Origin of the sequence: Streptomyces sp. YS415 (genome assembly GCF_023544665.1) — a bacterium.
Classification (GTDB): domain Bacteria; phylum Actinomycetota; class Actinomycetes; order Streptomycetales; family Streptomycetaceae; genus Streptomyces.
Map to the genome: position 1 here is coordinate 1 of NZ_JAMJFL010000027.1, position 21,079 is coordinate 21,079.

17 protein-coding genes are annotated in these 21,079 nt (G+C 69.1%); 13 read left to right on the top strand and 4 right to left on the bottom strand.

What is annotated here, in order from left to right:
* Nucleotides 1–138 precede the first annotated feature (138 nt).
* Complete coding sequence (locus M8H82_RS27815; protein ID WP_250077813.1) at nt 139–309, bottom strand: recombinase family protein; 171 nt, start codon at nt 307–309, stop codon at nt 139–141.
* Between the two features lie 258 nt (nt 310–567).
* Between M8H82_RS27815 and M8H82_RS27820 the strand changes: the two genes are divergently transcribed.
* From M8H82_RS27820 to M8H82_RS27830, 3 genes are read left to right on the top strand one after another with little or no spacing between them, the layout of a single operon-like run.
* Nucleotides 568–918 carry a YciI family protein gene (locus M8H82_RS27820; protein WP_250077814.1) on the top strand — a complete coding sequence of 117 codons (351 nt, stop codon included), beginning with the start codon at nt 568–570 and terminating at the stop codon, nt 916–918.
* Nucleotides 919–955: 37 nt separating this feature from the next.
* Complete coding sequence (locus M8H82_RS27825; RefSeq protein ID WP_250077815.1) at nt 956–2,239, top strand: RNA polymerase sigma factor; 1,284 nt, start codon at nt 956–958, stop codon at nt 2,237–2,239.
* 39 nt (nt 2,240–2,278) lie between these two features.
* Nucleotides 2,279–2,446: a hypothetical protein gene (locus M8H82_RS27830; protein WP_250077816.1), complete on the top strand. Its 168-nt coding sequence runs from the start codon at nt 2,279–2,281 to the stop codon at nt 2,444–2,446.
* 40 nt (nt 2,447–2,486) lie between these two features.
* Here M8H82_RS27830 and M8H82_RS27835 read toward each other — a convergent pair whose 3' ends face one another.
* On the bottom strand, nt 2,487–4,961 hold the full coding sequence (locus M8H82_RS27835) for a SpoIIE family protein phosphatase (protein ID WP_284049430.1): 2,475 nt from the start codon (nt 4,959–4,961) through the stop codon (nt 2,487–2,489).
* Nucleotides 4,962–5,079: 118 nt separating this feature from the next.
* On the opposite strand from M8H82_RS27835, the gene M8H82_RS27840 reads away from it, so the two are divergent.
* Complete coding sequence (locus tag M8H82_RS27840; protein WP_250077818.1) at nt 5,080–5,238, top strand: hypothetical protein; 159 nt, start codon at nt 5,080–5,082, stop codon at nt 5,236–5,238.
* A gap of 102 nt (nt 5,239–5,340) precedes the next feature.
* Nucleotides 5,341–5,472 carry a hypothetical protein gene (locus M8H82_RS36490; protein WP_284049424.1) on the top strand — a complete coding sequence of 44 codons (132 nt, stop codon included), beginning with the start codon at nt 5,341–5,343 and terminating at the stop codon, nt 5,470–5,472.
* A gap of 373 nt (nt 5,473–5,845) precedes the next feature.
* On the opposite strand, the gene M8H82_RS27845 is transcribed toward M8H82_RS36490, so the two are convergent.
* Nucleotides 5,846–6,346 (bottom strand): ATP-binding protein, encoded by a 501-nt coding sequence (locus M8H82_RS27845; RefSeq protein ID WP_250077819.1) that lies wholly within the window; start codon nt 6,344–6,346, stop codon nt 5,846–5,848.
* A 146-nt stretch (nt 6,347–6,492) separates the two neighbouring features.
* Here M8H82_RS27845 and M8H82_RS27850 point away from each other — a divergent pair, with 146 nt between their 5' ends.
* Nucleotides 6,493–7,260: an IclR family transcriptional regulator gene (locus M8H82_RS27850; RefSeq protein WP_250077820.1), complete on the top strand. Its 768-nt coding sequence runs from the start codon at nt 6,493–6,495 to the stop codon at nt 7,258–7,260.
* Between the two features lie 41 nt (nt 7,261–7,301).
* Entirely contained in the window at nt 7,302–8,816 is a 1,515-nt protein-coding gene (gene glpK / locus M8H82_RS27855; protein WP_250077821.1) for a glycerol kinase GlpK, read from the top strand.
* 328 nt (nt 8,817–9,144) lie between these two features.
* Here glpK and M8H82_RS27860 read toward each other — a convergent pair whose 3' ends face one another.
* The gene (locus tag M8H82_RS27860) at nt 9,145–9,996 is read right to left on the bottom strand and encodes a maleylpyruvate isomerase family mycothiol-dependent enzyme (RefSeq protein WP_250077822.1); all 852 of its coding nucleotides are present in this window, start codon (nt 9,994–9,996) and stop codon (nt 9,145–9,147) included.
* Nucleotides 9,997–10,973: 977 nt separating this feature from the next.
* Here M8H82_RS27860 and M8H82_RS27865 point away from each other — a divergent pair.
* The 6 genes from M8H82_RS27865 to pulA all read left to right on the top strand — a co-directional run bounded on the left by M8H82_RS27865 (nt 10,974) and on the right by pulA (nt 20,926).
* Nucleotides 10,974–12,044 (top strand): LacI family DNA-binding transcriptional regulator, encoded by a 1,071-nt coding sequence (locus M8H82_RS27865; protein WP_250077823.1) that lies wholly within the window; start codon nt 10,974–10,976, stop codon nt 12,042–12,044.
* Between the two features lie 384 nt (nt 12,045–12,428).
* Entirely contained in the window at nt 12,429–13,700 is a 1,272-nt protein-coding gene (locus M8H82_RS27870; protein WP_250077824.1) for an extracellular solute-binding protein, read from the top strand.
* Between the two features lie 87 nt (nt 13,701–13,787).
* The gene (locus M8H82_RS27875) at nt 13,788–14,789 is read left to right on the top strand and encodes a carbohydrate ABC transporter permease (protein ID WP_250077825.1); all 1,002 of its coding nucleotides are present in this window, start codon (nt 13,788–13,790) and stop codon (nt 14,787–14,789) included.
* Nucleotides 14,786–15,679: a sugar ABC transporter permease gene (locus M8H82_RS27880; protein WP_250077826.1), complete on the top strand. Its 894-nt coding sequence runs from the start codon at nt 14,786–14,788 to the stop codon at nt 15,677–15,679. The genes M8H82_RS27875 and M8H82_RS27880 overlap by 4 nt, the downstream gene beginning before the upstream one ends.
* A gap of 89 nt (nt 15,680–15,768) precedes the next feature.
* Nucleotides 15,769–17,463, top strand: coding sequence for a glycoside hydrolase family 13 protein (locus tag M8H82_RS27885; RefSeq protein WP_250077827.1), 1,695 nt, complete (start codon nt 15,769–15,771; stop codon nt 17,461–17,463).
* A gap of 103 nt (nt 17,464–17,566) precedes the next feature.
* The gene (pulA, locus tag M8H82_RS27890; RefSeq protein ID WP_250077828.1) at nt 17,567–20,926 is read left to right on the top strand and encodes a pullulanase-type alpha-1,6-glucosidase; all 3,360 of its coding nucleotides are present in this window, start codon (nt 17,567–17,569) and stop codon (nt 20,924–20,926) included.
* Nucleotides 20,927–21,079 lie beyond the last annotated feature (153 nt).

Below are 21,079 nucleotides of genomic sequence, written 5' to 3' on the forward strand. Positions count from 1 at the left end.
ATCTGGAAGAACATCCTGCCGACCGCGGTGGAGGTGTCGATGCCTGATCGAGGACAGCCAAGCCAACGCCCCGCTTGGAGCTCCCTGGACAGTTCGATCAGGTTTCCAGGGAGCGGCCGAGCCGGTCGAGTTTGGTGATCACGAGCCCTCGCGAGCGACCAACAGCGCCTTGCCAAGATCGGGTCGGCGGGCGAGCTTGCCGGAGGCCTTGCCAGTGAAGATCTTCTCGCAGCCGGCCGCGCGGAGCGCGTCTTCTTGGGCTTCGGGATGATGGTCGCGGGCCGATACACGGGCAACGCCGATTTTCATGATCGAAACGCATTGCGAAGGGGTCTTCGCTACATGGGCGCTTACGTGGGAAGCGTTACAGTCGCGACCTGCGGAAACGTCGTGTTGATCTTCGTGTATCACGAACGATCGTTTCCGTTGTGAGAACCAGCATGGGCGCTGAGCTTGTCCCGGAGAAAATCTTCGAGGAGCTGTCGATCTGAGCGTGTCCCGTTCGTTGTCATGGTGTACGGCGACCCGCCGCTCGAGGAAACCACAGGACCTGACAGGAGTCGGACCATGAAGTACATGCTGCTGATCAACGCTGGTGCGATCGACGAGGACGGCGGAGCCGCCGAGTGCACTTTCGAGGACTGGATGAGCTACGACAAGGAGGTGAAGGACGCCGGGATCTGGGTGTCCGGGGAGTCACTGGCGGATCTCGTCACCGCCACGACGGTGCGGGTCAGCCAGGACGGCAGGCGGACGGTCACCGACGGGCCGTTCGCCGAGACGCGCGAGGTCCTCGGCGGCTTCTATGTCATCGACGTACCAGACCTGGATGTCGCGCTCGACTGGGCCACCCGCTGTCCTGGCGCGCGCGGCAGCGGGTCGGTCGTGGTGCGTCCGATCGCCGAATTCGGGGCCTGACGTGAGGGACGAGGGAGCCTCAGGACTCGAGACGCCCATGGAGCCCCCCGGCCAGTGGCCCGGCCAGTCGGCGGTGGAGTCGGTGTTCCGCGAGGAACGCGGCCGGCTGCTGGCCTCCCTCGTCCGCCGTTTCGGCGATCTCGACCTGGCCGAGGAGGTCACCTCCGAGGCCGTGGAGGCGGCTCTGGTGCACTGGCCCGTGGAAGGCGTCCCGGCCAGGCCCGGCGCCTGGCTGCTGACCACGGCGCGGCGGAAGGCCGTCGACCGTCTGAGGCGGGACCAGGCATACGCCGCCCGTCTCGCCATCTTGCAGGCAGAGGCGGACCGCGCCGACCCCGCCCCGCCCGCGGACGCCGGCGGCGACTTGCCCGACGAACGGCTGCAGCTGTTCTTCACCTGCGCCCACCCCGCTCTCGCCGCGGAGGATCGCATGGCGCTGACCCTGCGCTGTCTGGCCGGTCTGACGACGCCCGAGGTCGCGCGGGCCCTGCTGGTCCCCACTGCGACGATGGCCCAGCGGATCGTTCGGGCGAAGAAGAAGATTCGCGAGGCGCGCATCCCGTTCCGCGTACCCGGCGCCGACGAGCTGCCGGAACGCCTGCCCGGGGTACTCCAGGTCATCTACTCGGTCTTCACCGAGGGCTACACGGCCAGCTCCGGCCCGCAGCTGCAACGGCTCGACCTCGCCGCGGAGGCCATCCGGATGGCGCGGATCCTGCACCGGCTGCTGCCCGCCGAGCGGGAGGTTGCCGGCCTGCTCGCGCTGATGCTGCTGATCCACGCGCGGCGCGACGCCCGGACCGGTCCGGACGGCGAGCTGGTGCTGCTCGATGACCAGGACCGCGGACGCTGGGACCGCCCGATGATCGAGGAGGGCCGTGGCTTGGTGGTCTACGCGCTGACGGGCGGGCCGCCCGGCCCGTACGGGGTGCAGGCCGCCATCGCTGCCCTGCACGACGAGGCCGCCGACCTCGCGACCACGGACTGGCCGCAGGTCGTAGCGCTCTATGACGTGCTGCTCGCGCTCACGCCGTCCCCCGTCGTCGAGCTGAACCGGGCGGTGGCGGTGGCGATGCGCGACGGCCCGGAGGCGGGCCTGGCGCTGCTCGACGAGCTGGTCGGCGAGCCGCGGCTGCGCGGTCACCACCCCTACCCGGCCGCCCGGGGAGACCTGCTGCACCGGCTCGGCCGATTGCCCGAGGCCGCGTCGGCCTACCGGGAAGCACTCGACCTGGCCGGCACCGAACCCGAACGGGCCCACCTGCGAAGCAAGCTGACCGAGATCGAACCGCCTGACCCAGCTGACCAGACCGGCACATGACGGCGGAACCCCAAACCCCCCTCCCACCCGAGGATCCTCATGCCGATTGTCAAGCTGCCAGGCAGTGGGAGGGACGGCCTCGTAGGGCCGTCCGTCGCGCAGGAACCCTTCACTTGGACCAAGACCGCCGACGAGATCCTCAAATCCCTCGCCGACTATCTCACCAAGGTCACTCCGCCAGCCATCAAAAACCAGCAAGAGACGTAAGCCCGCGATTGCCGGCGCACCACCCTAGCGTTTTGCCGAGTCAGCGAAGAACGACACCATGATCAGGTGTCGCCTCAGCACCGTGACCGGAAGAGAACTCGGCGAGCAGCAGGGCGATGTCGTCGGCTCGGTACAAGGAGCCTCGGGCGTTGTGCAGAAGCCGGTCGGCGAGTTGGTCCAACGAGGCCGCAGGGGCGTGGGCCAGGGATGCTCGCAGGCGGTCAATCCCCACGTTGATGTCGGCGCCGCGCTCCTCGACCAGTCCGTCGGTGTAGAGGGCGAGGACGGACCCTGGCGTCAGGTCGATCCGGGTTGCTGGATAGGCGCTTGTGTGGTCCACACCGAGGAGTGGGCCGACGTCCAGTTCCAGGGCGTTGGTCGTCGCGTTGGGACGGCGGAGCAGGGGCGGGGGGTGGCCGGCGGTGACGGCGTAGGCGTGATGGCCGGGGGGATCGAGGTGGATGTAACAGCAGCTGGCCAGCAGCCCGGGGTCGAGGTCGATGAGGGTCCGGTTGGCGCCCGCCATCACATCGCCAGGTGTATGGCCTACTGCGGCGAAGGCCCGTACGGCACTGCGCAGCTGGGCCATTGTGGCTGCGGCGGCGATGCTGTGCCCTTCCACGTCTCCGATGACGAGAGAGACCCCGCTACCGGTGGGGATTACGTCGTACCAGTCGCCGCCGATGTCCATTCCGCTGGTGCCGGGCAGATAGCGCGCGGCAGTGCGGATGCCCGGGACTACTGGCAGTCGGTGCGGCAGGAGCGCCTGCTGCAGGCCGCGCGCGAGGGCGAACTCCGAGTCGTAGAGCCGCGCTCGTTCCAGAGCCTGGGCGATCAGCCCGGCGAGTGCGGTGAGGACGCCGCGGTCCTTCTCCGTGAAGCGGCGGATGTCATCGAAGCCGAGGACACAGGTGCCGACAGGGTGGCTGGAGGCGATCAGTGGCAGGTACGCCCAAGAGCTCACTTCCCCCGTGGGGATGCCCGGGTAGCCCTGGGAGAGGTCCTGCTGCGACTCGATGAAGAGGGGAGCGCCGGAGGTCAGGGTCTCCGTACCGGGCAGGCAGGCATGCAGTGGTACGCCCTCCAGCCAGTCGAGGAAGTCTTCGTGGTGGCCGGTGTGGTAGAGCAGACGCATCGTTCCGTCGCGGACCACATAGATCGCCAGCTGCTGGCCTCCGAAGGCTGGGAGGAGCTGGTCGGAGATGACTTCGCAGACTTCGCGGGCGGTGACCGCCTCGGTCAGCGCGCTGCCCAGCTGCAGGACGTGGTGGATGACGCCCAGGCGCGCCGGTGTGGCAGCGGTTGCCGTCTCGGCCGAGGAGGCTGTTGGCGTTGAGGTGGGGGGCGGTTGCCCGGAGGCCACCACCCGGCCGGTTACTCCGTCCGCTTCCGGATGGAGGGAGAAGTCGAGCCACCGGTCGGGTGGCCGGCAGGCCAGGAAGTCGACCGGCGCCTGCGAGATCATCGCGGACCGGTGCCGGTGCTCGATATCGGGATCGGACAGCCACGGCAGCACGTCCCAGAGAACCTGACCCAGCACATCCTCGCCGCGCACGCCCAGCAGCTGCAGGGCGCTGTGGTTGGCGTAGGTCACCCGCCCGTCGGGGGCGAGGGAGAACACCCCGTCCCGCAGTCGTTCGACCGCGGCGACGGCCGCGCTGCCGGCCTGCGCGTCGACGACCGTGCCGACCAGGTGGGTGCGTGCCCGTACCTCGTTGGCCGGGGCGCGGCCCCACAACTCGACCGTGCGGTACCCCTCGCCGCCGTCCCCGCGATCCCGTACGCGCAGGCGCCGCGATGTGATCCGGCCCCCGGCGGCTGCCGCGCGGGCGGCCGCTCGAAGGGCGGCTCGGTCGCCGGGGTGCAAGCAGGAAGCCAGCGTTTCGGCTCGTCCGTCGAATACACGGGGGGCGAGACCGAAGATCGCGCAGAGCTCGTCGTCCACGGTGACGGTGCCGTTCACAAGATCCCAGTCGAACAGGCCGACCCTCACGGCCGGTGCAGAGGGAGCTGGGGTCTCGACGGGAATCGTCTGCGGGTCGCACTCAAGGGGATCGCCGGTACGGGCGCGGAGATCGGCGAGGGAGGCACCGAGCCGTTTGGCGATGGTCCGCACCCGGCGGCGCTGGGCCTTGGACAGCCCTTCGCTGCCGGGTGACGCTGCCCATACGATCGCCAGCGCCCCGAAGGTCTCCTCACCTGCGCCTACCGGCACGGAGCAAGAGCCAAAGGCATACGGCAGAGCTACCGCTAGCTGAGGAAACCGGCGCATCGTCTCGTCGGCGTCGGCCAGGTGGACCGTACGCCCAGATTTGTAGGCTGCGGCGACCGGGATGGGACTGCTCACCGGAATGAGGTACCAGCCACCGAGCAGAGAAGGTGGTATCCCGCAGGTCGCGGCGAGCACGATCGACCGACGGTCGCGGGAGCGGAGAAAGACACTCCCCGCGTACGCGCCGGTTCCTTCGACGGCTTCGACGACGGCTGCAGCGAGCAGATCCTCACGCTCCGCCATCCCGCCGACGAGTAGTTCGTGCACAGTTCCAGTGTGCGCAGGTCGGCCCACCGGCCCAAGGCGGCAACCCAGCGAGACGCATCGACCAGCCGTCCGGGGCGTTCAAGACCGTTCTGTGGTGAATGACCTGGACGCCCTGCTGACCGCACTGTACGTGGAGATCGACGACGAGATCGGATGCCCGATGGCTGGGCCACCACCGCGATTGACGGACTCCGAGCTCGTCTGCCTCGCCGTCGCCCAGGCCATGCCGGGCTTTGCCTCGGAGCCCAGATGACTGCGGTTCGTCCACTCCCGGCTGGGGTCCATGTTCCCGTACGTACGCCAGCAGCCGGGCTGAAACCAGTGGCTGCGGGCCGCCCCGCCACTGGTCAAGCGCGTGATACGACTCCTTGCGACGGACACCGGCTTCTGGTTCGACAACCACTGGATCATCGACTCCACTCCGGTGGAGTGCGGCCGCTCTCGGCCCACGGTGCAGCGCCCCGACCTGGCCGACTGGGCCGGATAGGGGTACTGGGCCAGCCACGCGGTTCTTCCGGGGACTGCGGCTGTACTTGGTGTGCACCCCGGCCGGCATGCCCGTCCTGTGGGCCCTGGCGAATCCGAAGCTGGACGAGCGCGAGGTGCTGATGGTCATGCTGGATCACGAGCCGGGCACGATCACTAAACGGCCCGGCCTGCAGCTCATCGCGGACAAGGCTTCACCTTCAAAGAGTTCGAGGCCGACGTGGCTTCACGCGGAGCGGACCTGCTGCGGCCGTCGTTCAAACGGGAGACACGCCGCAAGGGCGAGTCTCTGGTCAACTACTCGGCCCTGCGGCACTGTGCGCTCTCCGGCTACCTCAGGCCGGGCGAGCCTGGAGACGGTTCGCTCATAGCGTTCAGCCTGGTATCGCGGACCGACCTGCCGTCACTCCCCCGGTGACGCCTTCCGCGGTTCCGCCCGACCCGCCGCACCCCACGAGCACCTCTGCCCACCGGCTGGTCCCGCCGGAGTGCACTTGCACGCCGCACCGAACCGACAGCGTGGCGACGATGCCAAGACCTCGGCCGTGCTCGTCCGGGTCACAGGCAGCTGTCGGCACTTGTGCCGGAGGCGCAGGTCCGGTGTCGGTCACCTCGACGCGTACGACGCCGCGCTGGTCCACCGGGCCCCGCGTCAGCCTTAGCGTCGCCGGCGGCAGGGCGTGCACGATCGCATTGGTGAGCAGTTCCGAGACCACCAGGAGCACGTCTTCGAGGACGTCGCCCGTCAGCTTCCAGTCGGTGAGGACCGCGCGTACGTGCCGACGTAGCGATGAGACCGCCCCCGCGGCGTGCGGCACTGGAAGGATGTGTTCCACCTCCCCGCGAGGCGCGGTGCCGAGCTGCGCCATGGTCATGGGCCCTCCTCCTCAGGCAAGCGTCGTCCGGCCGGGAGCCGGGCGTCATGACACGCTAAGGAGGGGAATAGGGCCGGTCAACGAACAGGGGTCGGCATTACCGAACGCAGGTCTAAATCGGGGTGAACTCGGACTACTATCGCTTCATGACCGGCCCGGTCCAGTCCATAGAACGGGCAGCAGCGATCTTGCGTCTGCTCGCCGGCGGCTCCAAGCGGCTGGGTCTCGGTGAGGTGGCGTCGTCCCTCGGGCTGGCCAAGGGCACAGCCCACGGGATTCTGCGCACGCTGCAACACGTGGACTTCGTGGAGCAGGACCCGGCGACCGGTAAATACCAGCTCGGCGGGGCGCTGTTGCACCTCGGCACCAGTTACCTCGACGTCAACGAACTGCGTTCGCGCTCCCTCAACTGGGCCGACGCCCTGGCCGGCCGCAGCGGGGAGACCGTCCGCCTGGGCACGCCGCTGGAGGGCAGAGTGCTCGTCATCCACCACGTGTTCCGGCCGGACGACACCCTCCAGACCCTGGACGTGGGCGCGCTGCTGCCGCTGCACGCCTCCTCGCTCGGCAAGGTCCTGCTGGCCTTCGGCACCGCGCCCGTCGCCCCCCTGCTGGAGACCGAACTGGAGGCTTACACCCGGCACACCCTGGTCCACCGAGACGACCTCAACCGGGCGCTCGCCGAGATCCGGGACCTCGGCTGGGGCGCCGAGGTGCAGGAATTGACCATGGGCGAAGCCGGAATCGCCGCACCGATCCGGGGGCAGGGCGGTCTCGTGGTGGGCGCGATCGGCGTCTCTGGCCCCGTCGAGCGGATCTGCGACACCAAAGGCCGACCTCAACCGGCCCTGATCACCTTGCTACGGGAGGCGGCACGGGCGATCTCCAGAGATCTGGGCGCGGCCCGCTGGTAGGTCCCAGCGCCTGAGTGACCCATCGGAAAGCAGGCCCGATCATGGTTGAACGGTATGTGATGTCCATCGACCAGGGCACCACCTCCACACGATGCATGCTGTTCGACCACGGCGGACGGCTGGTGTCGGTCGCCCAGCGGGAGCATCAGCAGTACTTCCCCCGGCCCGGGTGGGTCGAGCACGACGCCGTCGAGATCTGGCGCAATCTCCAGCGCATCGTGCCCGAGGCACTGTCGAACGCCGGCCTGGACCCCGGACAGATCTCCGCCGTCGGCATCGCCAACCAGCGGGAGACGACCGTGCTGTGGGACCGGCGGACCGGCGTTCCGCTGGGCAGGGCGATCGTCTGGCAGGACACCCGCACCGCGCCGCTCGTGGAGGACCTGAGGATCCAGCCCGGGAACGAGTTCTTCCTCGAGCGCTGCTGCCTGCCTCCCTCGACCTACTTCTCCGCGCCCCGTATCCGCTGGCTGTTCGACCACGTCGCCGGGCTGGAGCAGCGCGCCCGGGACGGGGAGGTGCTGTTCGGCACGATGGAGAGCTGGCTGATCTGGAATCTCACCGGCGGTACGGACGGCGGACTGCACATCACCGACGCCACCAATGCCAGCCGTACGATGCTCATCGACATCCGCACGCTGACCTGGGATGACGTGTTGATGGAGTTCTTCGGGGTCCCGCGTGCGATGCTGCCGGAGATCCGCTCCTCGGCGGAGATCTACGGCGAGGCCCGCACTGTGCTGCCGGGCGTGCGCATCGCGGCGGCCCTGGGCGACCAGCAGGCGGCTCTGTTCGGACAGACCTGTTTCTCGCCCGGCGAGGCGAAATGCACGTACGGGACCGGCAGCTTCCTGATGATGAACACCGGTACCGACCTCGTACGGTCCCGGCACGGGCTGCTCACCACCGTCGCGTACAAGATTGCCAAGCAGCCCACGGTCTACGCCCTGGAGGGCCCGATCGCCGTCACCGGTTCGCTGGTCCAGTGGTTCCGTGACCGTCTGGGCCTGATCAGCAGCGCACCCGAGATCGAAACCCTGGCGCGCACCGTCGAGGACAACGGCGGCTGCTACATCGTCCCCGCCTTCTCCGGCCTGTTCGCACCCCACTGGCGCAGCGACGCCCGAGGCGTCATCGTCGGGCTCACCTCCTACATCACCAAGGGGCATTTGGCCCGAGCCGTCCTGGAGGCCACCGCCTGGCAGACACGAGAAGTCGTCGACGCCATGAACGCCGACTCCGCGCTCGCCCTGAACGAGCTCAAGGTGGACGGAGGCATGACGTCCGACCACTTGCTCATGCAGTTCCTCGCCGACGTGCTCGACGTGCCCGTGGTCCGGCCCCTCGTCGCCGAGACGGTGTCCCTGGGCGCGGCCTACGCCGCCGGCCTCGCCGTGGGCTACTGGCCGGATCTGGCCATCCTGCGCCGCAACTGGCACCGGGCCGCCCAGTGGCTGCCGGACATGGACCCCGAACGGCGGGAGTATGAGTACGACTGCTGGCAGCGAGCCGTCCAGCGGTCCCTAGGATGGATCCGACCGCCGAGACGCTCGTGACGTCTCCCCCTCCGCGGCTGGCCCCTGCTCATGCCCGGCCATGTGCCTCCTGCGAGCGTCGTGCCAGGGCGTCGATGACGATCGCCGCGAACAGCAACCCGCCCGTGGCCGAGCCGGATGGGCGAGAACGCAGGCGCGCTGGGCGCCGGCATCCTGGCCATCGAGCACGCCCTGTCCCCCGCGCAGGTCGACCGCCCTTGGCGGCGGACGCGACGGCGGTGTGAGCCCAACAGTGACGCTTCCCATGGGGCCAGTCGGCTCGCCAGCACCGCCCTGCCCGGCTCCCTCGATGAGGCCTGGGCACAAATCATCGCCGCCGCCGTCGGTGTCAGTAGACGATGGACACGATCTGGCAGGCGGCTTCGGCAATCTGGCGCTCCCCGCTGATGCGGGCCCGGGCGAGGGCGGTGCAGGGGTCAATGCCGCGGGTGCAAAGTCGCCAGGCGGTCTCTGGATCCAGCCGCACTGACGTGGCCGGCCGGCCGCTGGGTGCTTCGGCCAAGGACCAGCGGTCCGCGGTGGCGGTCACGGTCCAGGTGCCGACGGCTGGGGCATCGATGGCCACTTGGAGTTGTGTCCCGGCGGGTGCGGGTGTGTGACGCAGTGTGTGGGGCAAGGCCCGCATGAAGGTGTCCAGGACCGTGGACAGTGTGTTGGGCTCCAGGTCGGTGTCCCGGCCGGTGGCGTGGCGGATCTGCTGGCGGTGGGTCCAGTACTCGGTGAACTCCCGGGCGATATCGAGCCACTTGGGCGCCGGGTCGGCGCCTGCCCAGGACACGCCCAGGCCCATTGCGTCGAGGTCGTCACCCTCGAACTGGCGGGCAACCTGGGTCCCGGCCCGTTCCAGGGCCTCGATGAGCTCGGCGGCACTGTGATCGGCGTGGAGGCCGATCCATTCGCGGTTGACCCGGTGGATGAACGCTTCCAGCGTCTCCCCAGCCGCCCTGGCGCGCTGGTGGCTCTCTGCGCTCCAGCCGAGTCGGCCGTGGTAATCGCCGAGGATGTGGGCGGCAAGATCGTGCACGCTCCAGCCCGGAACCGCGGCCCTGCGCCACTCATTGCGCCGCAGACCGCCCAGCAGGTCAAGAAGCGACGCCAGTTCCGGCCCGAAGAGCGGGCGAGCATCGATCGGCTTGCCCAACCAGGAAAGGTCGGATTCGTCGTTGGGCTGGTGACTCATAGCCACAGCCTGTCAGCCAGGAGGTTCGGTCTTCCATCGAATACCCCCGCACCTCACGGAGGGCGTCATGTCGGTCTTCGCCCATCATTGGGCCAGCGCCAGCAGACAGCCGTCGACCAGGTCGGGCCGTTACTGGATCTGCTTGAGTCTTCGCACGCCGCAGCCCGGGTGATCTGGGCGAGGTCGGCTGGGGTGAGGTTTCCGAGGTCGCGTTTGACCAGCGACCGCATGCCCTCCTGGGGGTTCAGGTCGGATGTGGGGCGGGCAGCTGGGAGACGGTGGGCCAGGTGGCGTTCGCAGCGATGAACTCCCGCATAACGGCAGTGGGACGGAGGCGCACGTTGTCCCGGACGAGCACGATGGGCCCGCCGAGGTGAATGCGGGCGCAGGTCGCCACCAGCCGGAGCCCTTCGGCTGTCCCAGGCGGCCCCGGTACTCGCCTACCCGACGTCGAATCTGTCGCAGGCACAGATGAGGCACGCGCTCAAGACCCTGCCAGCGAAGCTCCCTAAGGCCGCCGAGCACCTCGACTTTCGCTGGCCGACGTGCTGGGAACACGCAGGCCGGCGAGAACCCGCTCCCTTGTCGAAAGCATCATCGAACACACCCGCGCCGTACTCTTGCGGGAACTGGACGACGACACCACCCATCCTCATCGAGGAATGGCGTGACCAGGCCTCCCGCGTCGCCTATCTGTTCCGCATACCGCATCTGGCCGGCGAAAGACGCCCGGCCGACCCTTCACCCAGGTCCTCCTGCCTTTGCCCGCCACACCGAAGCGGTGGTGACGCAATGTCAGGACAACGTTGCAGGGCGTTTGCTAACTGAATTTATTAATGAGTTAATGACCCCTCCGAACGGAGCGCCTGCGGAGCATCCTCCACAGCTGGCAACGGCATCGTTCCTGGCGCTGGTGGCGCCGGAGGGCGGCCGTACGCTATACCGTTAGTAATCGTTTACCGACACGGGGGACTGACATGCCGGCCACACGGCCCGGGGCCACGGCGAGCGACGGGAAGGCGCGACCTACAGCCAACGACGTCGCGAAGATCGCAGGCGTTTCACGGTCGGCGGTGTCCTTCGCGTTCAACAGCCCCGAGAAGCTCTCGACCGCGACCCGGGACCGCATCCTGGCGGCGGCCAAGGAGCTCGGCTACGCCCCGAACACTCTGGCCCGCATGCTCAAGGCCGGCCAGACCCAGTCCCTGGGGGTGCTGCTGCCCCAGAACCTCGCCCGGATCATGGAGAACCCGTACTACTCCCGATTCCTCACGGGCGTGGGACAGGTCTGCGACGAGCAGGGGTACACGCTGCTGCTCACTCCCCCGTTGCGGGACAGCATGCTCAAGGCGATTCCCTACGCGGCGGTCGACGGCTTCATCGTGTGCGGCCTGGAGCACGACCGGGGCGAGGTCGCCGAGCTGCGGCGGCGCGGTATCCCCTTCGTGCTCGTGGACAGCAGCCCTCATGAGGGCGTTTCCAGCGTGGACGTCGACGACGAGGGCGGCGCCTACGATGCCGTACGGCATGTCCTGGACCTCGACCACCGCCGGATCACGCTCCTGTCGATCGATCCGGGTCCCGAGCGGGCCGAGCGCGGTTACCGGGGGCCGCTCGAGCGCCGCATGGCCGGGGCGACCCGTGCCCTGGAGGAGGCCGGGTTGAGCCTGGCGGACATCGAGATCGTCGAGGTTCCCGCCACGCGCATGGACGGCTTCCGGGCCACCAAGGAGTTCATGGCGACCCGGCCCGCCACCGCGATCGTCGCGATGTCGGACATCCTCGCCTTCGGAGCGGTGGACGCTCTGCACGACCTGGGGCTGCAGGTCCCCAGGGATGTCTCCGTCACGGGCTACGACGACCTTCCGGACGCCTCCTGGATGAGGCCCCGTCTGACCACCGTGCGGCAGGCGATCACGACCAAGGGCCGCACCGCGGCAGATCTGCTGTGCTCGACGATCAGGGGAGAGGACCAGCATCCCCACCAGATGCTGGGCACGCACCTGATCGTGAGGGACTCAACGGCTCACGCTGCCTCCGGCACCTGACCGCCCCTTCCTCCCGCCCCGCCCCGTCCGCCCCGGCTGACGGGGCTCGTTGCTTTCCCGGTTTGCCCAGGCCAACGGCACTTTCGCTCATTCGCACCGGGCCGTGAGCGGCAGATAGCCGACGGACTTCCGCGTTACAAAAACGTTAACTAACTCCTGTTAATAACCTGCTAACGTCTGCGACACAAAGAGCTCGCGAAGGGCTCGCCCCAGCCGTAAGGAGCCGTGCTCCCCGCGGGCGGGGCGGCCCACCCGCGGCCCGGCCTCCCTGTGCGCCGATATGTGCGGGAGGTGCTTGATCGCCAGCTGCCGCCGGTTCCGTCCCGCTCCGGCGGCAGCGTCCGGGCCACCGTTCCGGTCAGACCTTTCCCCGAGGAGTTCCCCATGCGCCGTGGTCTTGCGGCAGCCGTCGTCGTAGCGGCTCTCACCATCTCTGCGACTGCCTGCTCCAGCGGCAGCTCCGACTCCGACAGCTCCGGCCCGGTGACGATCACCTGGTGGGACACCTCGGACGCCACCAACGAAGCCGGGACCTTCAAGGCACTGGTCAAGGACTTCGAGAAGGCCAACCCGGGCATCAAGGTCAAATACGTCAACGTGCCCTTCGGTGACGCCCAGACCAAGTTCCAGACCGCGGCGGGCAGCAAGGGCGCCCCCGACGTGCTGCGCGCCGACGTCGGCTGGACGCCCGGCTTCGCCCAGGCAGGTTTCCTCGCCCCGCTCGACGGCACGCCCGCGGCCGAAGAGAGCGCGAAGTTCAAGCCGAACCTGATCGAGCAGGCGAAGTACGACGGCAAGCTCTACGGCGTTCCGCAGGTCACCGACACGCTGGCCCTGATGTACAACAAGGCGCTGTTCGAGAAGGCGGGCATCACCGAGGCCCCGGCCACCTGGGACGAGCTCAAGGCGGACATGGCGAAGGTGGAGAAGAAGACCGGCGTCGACGGCTTTGCGTTCAACCCGCAGGCCTACTACGCCATGCCGTTCCTGTATGGCGAGGGCACCGACATGGTCGACGCGGAGAAGAAGCAGATCACCCTGAACTCGCCGGCCGCCGTCAAGGGCATCGACACCCTCAACTCCGTCCTCGCCGCCCCGGGCCTGCGCAAGCTCGACACCACCAGCAACGCCTACGCCAACATCATGGACGCGTTCAACAGCGGCAAGGTCGCTTCCATCATCCAGGGCCCCTGGGAGAACGCGAACGTCTTCAAGGGCTCCGCGTTCAAGGACCGCAACAACCTCGGCATCGCTGCCCTGCCCGCGGGCGGCGCCGGTCAGGGCGCGCCACTGGGCGGACACAACCTGGTCGCCTACGCCGGCTCGGACGCCGCCCACCAGGAGGCGTCGCAGAAGTTCATCGCCTTCATGACCTCCGCGGACGCTCAGCAGAAGGTCGCGCTCGCCAACGGCACCCTGCCCACCAGGGACGACGCCTACAGCGCAGAGGTGACCGCAAACCCCGGCATCGCCGGCTACGCGAAGCTGCTGGGTGCCGGGAAGCCGCGCCAGCCGCTGGCCGAGTACTCCTCGCTCTACACGCCGTTCGAGACTCAGCTGATCAAGATCGTCTCGAAGCAGGAGAGCACCGAGGCCGGCCTGGACAAGGCCGCCGCCGAGGCGAAGAAGCTCCTGCCGGAGTTCAGCACCCCGTAAGTCCCACCGAGGGCCGCCCTCTGCCGCACGGGGGGGCGGCCCGATCCGCTGACGCTCCCTTTCCTCCTTGTCCCCTGAGGTGCCGAGATGACCACCGTCGTCGAGGGCAAGCCTGCCCGCCAGAGCCACCGCGACCAGGGCTCCGGCCGCGGTCCGATGCGACGCATCAAGAACTCCTACCACCAGTACTGGTACGCCTGGGCCATGTGCGTGCCCGTCGTCCTGGTCCTGGGCGCTGTCGTCGCCTACCCCCTGATCCAGGGGATCTACCTGACGTTCACGGACGCCACCAGCCAGAACGTCGGACGCACCATCGGCGTCAACGAGATCCCGGATACCTTCTCCTGGGTCGGGCTGAAGAACTACACCGAAATCCTCACCGGCCCCAACAACCAGTTCTGGCCACACTTCACCTGGACCGTCGTGTGGACCATCGCCTGCGTGGTGCTCACCTACGGCATCGGGCTCGGCTTCGCCGTGGCCATCAACCGGGAGATCAAGGCCCGCGGCTTCTATCGGATGCTGCTCATCCTGCCCTGGGCCGTGCCGACCTTCGTGACGGTCTTCGCGTGGCGGCTGATCCTCGCCGACGACGGCGTCGCCAACCAACTCCTGCTCGGCATCGGCCTGGACGGACCGTCATGGCTGAGTGACCCGTTCGCGCAGAAGGTCGCCGCGATCGCGGTGAACATCTGGTGCGGAGTGCCGTTCATGATGGTCTCCATGCTCGGCGGGCTGCAGTCCATCCCCCGCGAACTCTACGAGGCCGCCGAGATGGACGGCGCCACCCCCTGGCAGCGCTTCGTCAACGTCACCCTGCCCGGTCTGCGCCCCGTCAGCAGCACCGTCATCCTGCTCGGCGTGATCTGGACCTTCAACCAGTTCAACGTGATCTTCCTGCTCTTCGGCGGCAACAGCGACAGCGTCCAGATCCTCGTGACCTACGCCTACCGGCTCTTCTTCGGCCAACAGCCCCAGGACTACGCCCGCTCCGCGACCGTCGGCATCCTGTGCCTGTCGCTCCTCGTGGTCTTCACGAGCGTCTACCGCCGCTGGCTCAAGCGCAACAACGAGGGGGTCCTCGCATGACCACCACGACCACCCCGCCGGCAGGGCGCCTCACGGCTGCGACCGATCCCCGCCGCCTGCGCAGCAGCCGGCGACGTCCTGCCTCCGTCTCCCTGCACGCTCTGCTTGCAGCGGGCTCCTTCATCGCCGTCTTCCCGGTCCTGTGGATCTGCTACATCTCCCTCGGCCCGGACAAGAACGACTACCAGCACCCCTCCCGCATCCTGGGCAGCGCGACGCTGGACAACTACACCCACGTCATCCGGAACACCGGCTTCGGCACCTGGATGTTCAACAGCCTCATCGTCGCCTTCGGCACCATGCTCATTGGTGTGCTCATCGCGGCCAGCGCCGCCTACGCCGTCTCCCGGATGAAGTTCCTCGGCCGCGGCTCGCTGATGTACACGTTCCTGCTCACGCAGATGTTCCCGGTCGCCGTCCTCATGGTCCCCCTGTACCGGATCATGGGCGGCCTCGGCCTGCTGGACACCTACGGCGGTCTGGTCCTCATCTACTGCTCGACCGCGGTGCCGTACTGCGCCTGGCTCCTGAAGGGCTACTTCGACACCATCCCCGTCGAGATCGACGAGGCCGGCCGCATCGACGGGCTCTCCCCCTTCGGCACCTTCTGGCGCCTGATCCTCCCCCTGGCCCGGCCCGGTCTCGCGGTCGCCGCCTTCTACACCTTCATCACCGCCTGGGGCGAGGTCGCCTTCGCCTCCAAGTTCATGCTCACCGAGGAGAGATACACCCTCGCGGTCGGCCTGCAGACCTACGTCAGCCAGTTCAACTCCCAGTGGAACTACCTGGCCGCCACCTCGGTACTCATCGCCGTACCCGCCGGCGTGGTGTTCTACGTCGCGCAGAAGCACCTCGTGGCCGGCCTGACGGCCGGCGGCACCAAGGGCTGAGCCCCGCCCCGGGCGCACCGCGCCCTTCGATGCACTCTGTTCACGCCGGCGTGCCGCTCCGCCGCGCCCTGACGTGAGGACTCGTCTTTATGACCCAGTTGCTCGCTGCCGCCCACCCGCCCGCCTCGTCGCGTCCCGCCACGGACTGGTGGCGGGAGGCGGTGATCTACCAGGTCTACCCACGCAGCTTCGCCGACGCCGACGGTGACGGCATGGGCGACCTGCCCGGGATCACCAGCCGCCTGCCCTACCTGCGCGACCTCGGCGTGGACGCCGTGTGGCTCTCGCCGTTCTACTCCTCGCCGCAGGCCGACGCCGGGTACGACGTCGCGGATTACCGGGTGGTCGACCCGATGTTCGGCACCCTGGACGACGCAGTCGTCCTCATCGGCGAAGCACACCGCCTGGGCCTCAGGATCCTCGTCGACCTGGTGCCCAACCACTGCTCCGACCAGCACGCCTGGTTCCAGCAGGCCCTGCGTGAAGGCCCCGGCTCCCGCATCCGCGAACGGTTCCACTTCCGCGACGGCAAGGGTGAGCACGGCGAACTGCCGCCCAACGACTGGGAGTCCGTCTTCGGCGGTCCGGCCTGGACGCGCTCGAAGAATCCCGACGGCACCCCGGGCCAGTGGTACCTGCATCTGTTCGCGCCCCAGCAGCCCGACTTCAACTGGGACCACCCGGCGGTCCGCGACGAGTTCCGCTCCATCCTGCGGTTCTGGCTCGACCTCGGGGTGGACGGCTTCCGCATCGACGTCGCGCACGGCCTGGTCAAGGCCGACGGACTGCCCGATCTCGGCGACCACGAGCGGATGCGGCTCCTGGGCAATGACGCCGGTCCCTGCTTCGACCAGGACGGCGTCCACGAGATCTACCGCGACTGGCACACCATCTTCGCGGAGTACGAAGGCGAGCGGATCGGCGTCGCCGAGGCATGGACCCCGACCCTGGAGCGGACCGCGAACTACGTCCGCCCCGACGAACTGCATCAGGCGTTCAACTTCCAGTACCTGGCCACCGCCTGGCAGGCGCAAGCGCTGCGTGACGTCATCGAGGACACCCTGCGCGCGATGCGGCCGGTCGGCGCACCGGCCACCTGGGTCCTGTCCAACCATGACGTCACCCGGCACGCCACCCGTTTCGCCAACCCGCCGGGCCTGGGCACCCAGATCCGCGAAGCCGGTGACCGCGAACTCGGCCTGCGCCGCGCACGGGCGGCGACCCTGCTCATGCTCGCCCTTCCCGGGTCGGCTTACATCTACCAGGGCGAGGAACTGGGCCTGCCCGACGTCACCGACCTGCCCGACGAGGTCCGCCAGGACCCCGCCTACTTCCGTGGGGCCGGCCAGGACGGCTTCCGCGACGGCTGCCGCGTCCCGCTCCCCTGGTCCGGAACCTGTGCCCCGTACGGCTTCAACGGCGTGGAAGACGGACCGAGTTGGCTTCCGCAGCCCGAGGCGTGGGCGGCCCTCAGCGTCCAGGCGCAGACCGGTGACCCCGACTCCACCCTGGAGATGTACCGCAGCGCGCTCGCCCTGCGGCGCAGCCACCCGGCGCTCGGCGGCGGCGACAACCTGCGCTGGCTCCCGAGCGCCGAGGGAGTCCTCAGCTTCGAGCGTACGAGCGATGAGGGCGCGGTGTTCCTCTGCAGCGTCAACGTCACCGGCGCCCCCATCACCCTCTCCACCCCCGGCCGGCTCCTCATGGCCAGTGACCGGGTCACGGCCGGTGACACCCACACCGTGCTGCCCGCGGACACCACCGCCTGGTGGACCACCGCCTGACCCGCCCCCGTCTTCTCCCGCCGATGGCCCCGCTCCCGCCTGCCCGCGGCGTCGTCGGCAGGCGTACCCGCACACCCCACCCCGCGACACAACGAGGTGTTCCATGACGTCACGTTCCACCTCCGTGCCCGGCCGAGGCCGGCTGACCACAAGGTCGGCGGCCCTGGCCCTCAGCCTCGTCGCCGGCACCGCCGTGATACCGGCCCTCGCCGCCGAGACCGACACCCCGCCCCCGCAGCCGGACACCGTCGCAGTCGCCTCCGACTTCGACACCCAGCTGGGCTGTGCCGGAGACTGGGCCCCCGACTGCGAGCAGGCCCAGATGCGGCTCCGCCCCGACGGCACCTGGGCACTGACGGCACGCCTGGCCGCCGGCACGTACAACTACAAGGCAGCCCTCGACCGTAGCTGGGCCGTCAACTACGGCCTGAACGCGACGCCGGGAGGCGCGAACATCCCGCTGACCGTGCCCGCCGGCGGCGCCGAGGTCACCTTCGTCTACGACCCGGTCACCCACTGGATCACCGACACCCTCAGCACCACGCTGGTCACCGCGCTCGGCAGCTTCCAGAGTGAACTCGGCTGTGCGACGGACGAGGCCGCCGACTGCCTGGCGTCCTGGCTGACCGACCCCGACGGCGACGGCATCGCCACCTTCACCACCACCGACCTCACGGCCGGCACCTACACCGCCCAGCCCGGCCTCGGCCTGCCCGCCCGACCCACGGGTGACAGGACCACGTTCACCGTGGCCGCCGACGGCGCGGAGACCACCTTCGCCTACAGCACCGCCTCCCAGACGCTGAGCGTCTATCCGGGCAGACCGAAGCCGAGCCTGGCACCCCGCTCCGGTTACTGGCTGGCCCCGGACCTCATCGCCTGGGACGCCGCGGACAGCCCCGCCGGCACCACGTACCAGCTGGCGAGCGCCCCCGACGGCGGCCTGGCAGCCGCGGGAAGCGGCATCACCGGCGGCACCACCATCCCCTTGCGGTACGACCCGGAGGGTCTGCCGAAGTCCATGAAGGCCAAGTACCCGCACCTGGCGAAGCTCGGCGCGCTGCGCCTCCCCGCCGCGTGGGCCGCCAAGGCACGCGATCTCGTCAAGGGCCAGAGCGCCGTCGCGGCCATCGGCCCCGACGGACAGCTCGCCGATGCCACCGGTCTGCAGACCGCCGGCGTCCTCGACGCCCTGTACGCGGCCGAAGCCGGCAAGGCCGCCCTCGGCCCCGTCTTCCGCGACAACCGCCCGACCCTGTCCCTGTGGGCGCCGACCGCCCAGTCCGTCAGCGTCGAGCTGTACGACTCCCCCGCCGCCACCAGGTCCCGGATCCTGCCGCTGACGCTCGACCGCACCACCGGCGTGTGGTCGGTGCGCGGCGAGCGGAGCTGGAAAGGCCTGTACTACCGCTACCAGGTCAAGGTGTGGTCGCCCGCGGCGCAGAAGACCGTCACCAACGCCGTCACCGACCCGTACTCGCTGTCGTTGTCGGCGAACTCGCAGCGCAGCCAGATCGTCGACCTCGACGACCGCGCCACCGCCCCCGAGGACTGGGACGCCACGCGCTCCCCGAAGGCGCTGCCCCTGGAGAAGCAGCAGATCCAGGAAGTCCACATCCGTGACTTCTCCGCCGCCGACCCGAGCGTGCCCACCGACAAGCGCGGCACCTACCTCGCCTTCACCGAGCCCGGCTCGCACGGCATGAAGCACCTGAAGGACCTCAAGGCCGCCGGCGTCACCACCGTCCAGCTCCTGCCCGCCTTCGACTTCGCCGGCACCCCCGAACTCCGCGCCGACCAGGCCACCCCATCCTGCGACATGGACGCCATGGCCCCCGACTCGCCCGAGCAGCAGGCATGCGTCGCCTCCACCCAGGCCCGCGACGCCTACAACTGGGGCTACAACCCCTTCCACTTCACCGTCCCCGAGGGCGCCTACGCCACCACGCCCGACGGAACCGACCGCATCGTCCAGTTCCGCCGGATGGTGAAGGCCCTCCACGACGCCGGCCTCAGCGTCGTCATGGACGTCGTCTACAACCACACCGCCGCCGCCGGACAGGACCCCGCCTCCGTCCTCGACAAGATCGTCCCCGGCTACTACCAGCGCCTGGACGACACCGGCACCGTCACCCGCGACAGCTGCTGCGCCGACACCGCCCCCGAGAACGCGATGATGAACAAGCTCGTCGTCGACTCCGTCACCACCTGGGCCAAGCACTACCGCATCGACGGATTCCGCTTCGACCTCATGGGACTCGACCCCAAGCAGACCATGCTCGACGTCAAGTCCTCCCTGGCCAAGCTCACCCCCGGCCGCGACGGCATCAACGGCAAGGCCAGCCTGCTGTACGGCGAAGGCTGGGACTACGGAATCGTCGCGGACGACGCCCGCTTCGTGCAGGCCACCCAGGAGAACATGGCCGGCACCGGCATCGGCACCTTCAACGACCGGCTCCGTGACGGCGCCCGCGGCGGCGGCATCTCCGACGCCGACCCCCGCCGGCAGGGCTTCGCCAGCGGCCTGTTCACCGCCCCCAACGGGGCCGAGATCAACGGCACACCCGAGCAGCAGAAGACCCGCCTGCTCCACGACATGGACCTCGTCAAGATCGGTCTGACCGGAAACCTCGCCGACTACGCCTTCACCACCAGCGACGGCACCCGCCGCACCGGCGCCCAGATCGATTACCACGGCCACCCGGCCGGCTACACCGCCGCCCCCGGCGAAGCCGTCAACTACGTCGAGGCCCACGACAACCTCGCCCTCTTCGACGCCCTGGCATACAAGCTGGCCCCCACCACCACCCCGGCGGCCCGAGCCCGCCTCCAGGCCCTCGCGCTCGCCACGAGCACCCTCTCCCAGAGCCCGTCCATGGCCCAGGGCGGCACCGACCTGCTCCGCTCGAAGTCCCTGGACCACAACTCCTACGACAGCGGCGACTGGTTCAACGCCATCCAGTGGAACTGCCAGGACGGCAACGGCTTCGGCCGCGGCCTGCCGCTCGCCGAGTCCAACAGTGCCCAGTGGCCGCTCGCGAGGCCGCTGCTGGCCGACCCGGCGCTGCGCCCCGGCTGCGCCGAGATCAGTGACACCACCGCCCAGTTCCAGCAGTACCTGAAGATCAAGCGCTCCACGCCGCTGTTCTCCCTCGGCACGGCCGACGCCGTCGGCAAGCGCCTCACCTTCCCGCTGTCGGGGACGAAGGCGGAGAAGCCCGGCGTCATCACCCAGCACCTCGACGGCCGCGGCCTGGACACCTACCGGTCCGTCACCGTCGTCTACAACGCCACACCCACCGCTCAGACGCAGACGGTCAAGAACCTCGCCGGGACCCGACAGGTGCTGCACCCCGTCCAGAGCAGCGGCACCGACACCGTCGTCAAGACGGCGGCCTTCGACCGGGCGACGGGCACGTTCACCATCCCCGCCCACACCGTCGCCGTATTCGTAGAGAAGTAGCACTCCAGCACCGACACAGCCCGGTGGGCGCGCGCAGGCGCTGCCCACCGGGCCGCCCGTGCTGAGGCGATCCGAGCTCCCCCGCCTGGCAGAGGCGTGTTCTCGTTACGGTCCCGCAGGTCCTGCCGGATCCATTGACGGCACACAACTATC

Bases quoted from the DNA above. Each gene is read 5' to 3' on its own strand.
- M8H82_RS27815 (WP_250077813.1), bottom strand. From the start codon at position 309: ATGAAAATCGGCGTTGCCCGTGTATCGGCCCGCGACCATCATCCCGAA.
- M8H82_RS27820 (WP_250077814.1), top strand. From the start codon at position 568: ATGAAGTACATGCTGCTGATCAACGCTGGTGCGATCGACGAGGACGGC.
- M8H82_RS27825 (WP_250077815.1), top strand. From the start codon at position 956: ATGGAGCCCCCCGGCCAGTGGCCCGGCCAGTCGGCGGTGGAGTCGGTG.
- M8H82_RS27830 (WP_250077816.1), top strand. From the start codon at position 2,279: ATGCCGATTGTCAAGCTGCCAGGCAGTGGGAGGGACGGCCTCGTAGGG.
- M8H82_RS27835 (WP_284049430.1), bottom strand. From the start codon at position 4,961: ATGGCGGAGCGTGAGGATCTGCTCGCTGCAGCCGTCGTCGAAGCCGTC.
- M8H82_RS27845 (WP_250077819.1), bottom strand. From the start codon at position 6,346: ATGACCATGGCGCAGCTCGGCACCGCGCCTCGCGGGGAGGTGGAACAC.
- M8H82_RS27850 (WP_250077820.1), top strand. From the start codon at position 6,493: ATGACCGGCCCGGTCCAGTCCATAGAACGGGCAGCAGCGATCTTGCGT.
- glpK (WP_250077821.1), top strand. From the start codon at position 7,302: ATGGTTGAACGGTATGTGATGTCCATCGACCAGGGCACCACCTCCACA.
- M8H82_RS27860 (WP_250077822.1), bottom strand. From the start codon at position 9,996: ATGAGTCACCAGCCCAACGACGAATCCGACCTTTCCTGGTTGGGCAAG.
- M8H82_RS27865 (WP_250077823.1), top strand. From the start codon at position 10,974: ATGCCGGCCACACGGCCCGGGGCCACGGCGAGCGACGGGAAGGCGCGA.
- M8H82_RS27870 (WP_250077824.1), top strand. From the start codon at position 12,429: ATGCGCCGTGGTCTTGCGGCAGCCGTCGTCGTAGCGGCTCTCACCATC.
- M8H82_RS27875 (WP_250077825.1), top strand. From the start codon at position 13,788: ATGACCACCGTCGTCGAGGGCAAGCCTGCCCGCCAGAGCCACCGCGAC.
- M8H82_RS27880 (WP_250077826.1), top strand. From the start codon at position 14,786: ATGACCACCACGACCACCCCGCCGGCAGGGCGCCTCACGGCTGCGACC.
- M8H82_RS27885 (WP_250077827.1), top strand. From the start codon at position 15,769: ATGACCCAGTTGCTCGCTGCCGCCCACCCGCCCGCCTCGTCGCGTCCC.
- pulA (WP_250077828.1), top strand. From the start codon at position 17,567: ATGACGTCACGTTCCACCTCCGTGCCCGGCCGAGGCCGGCTGACCACA.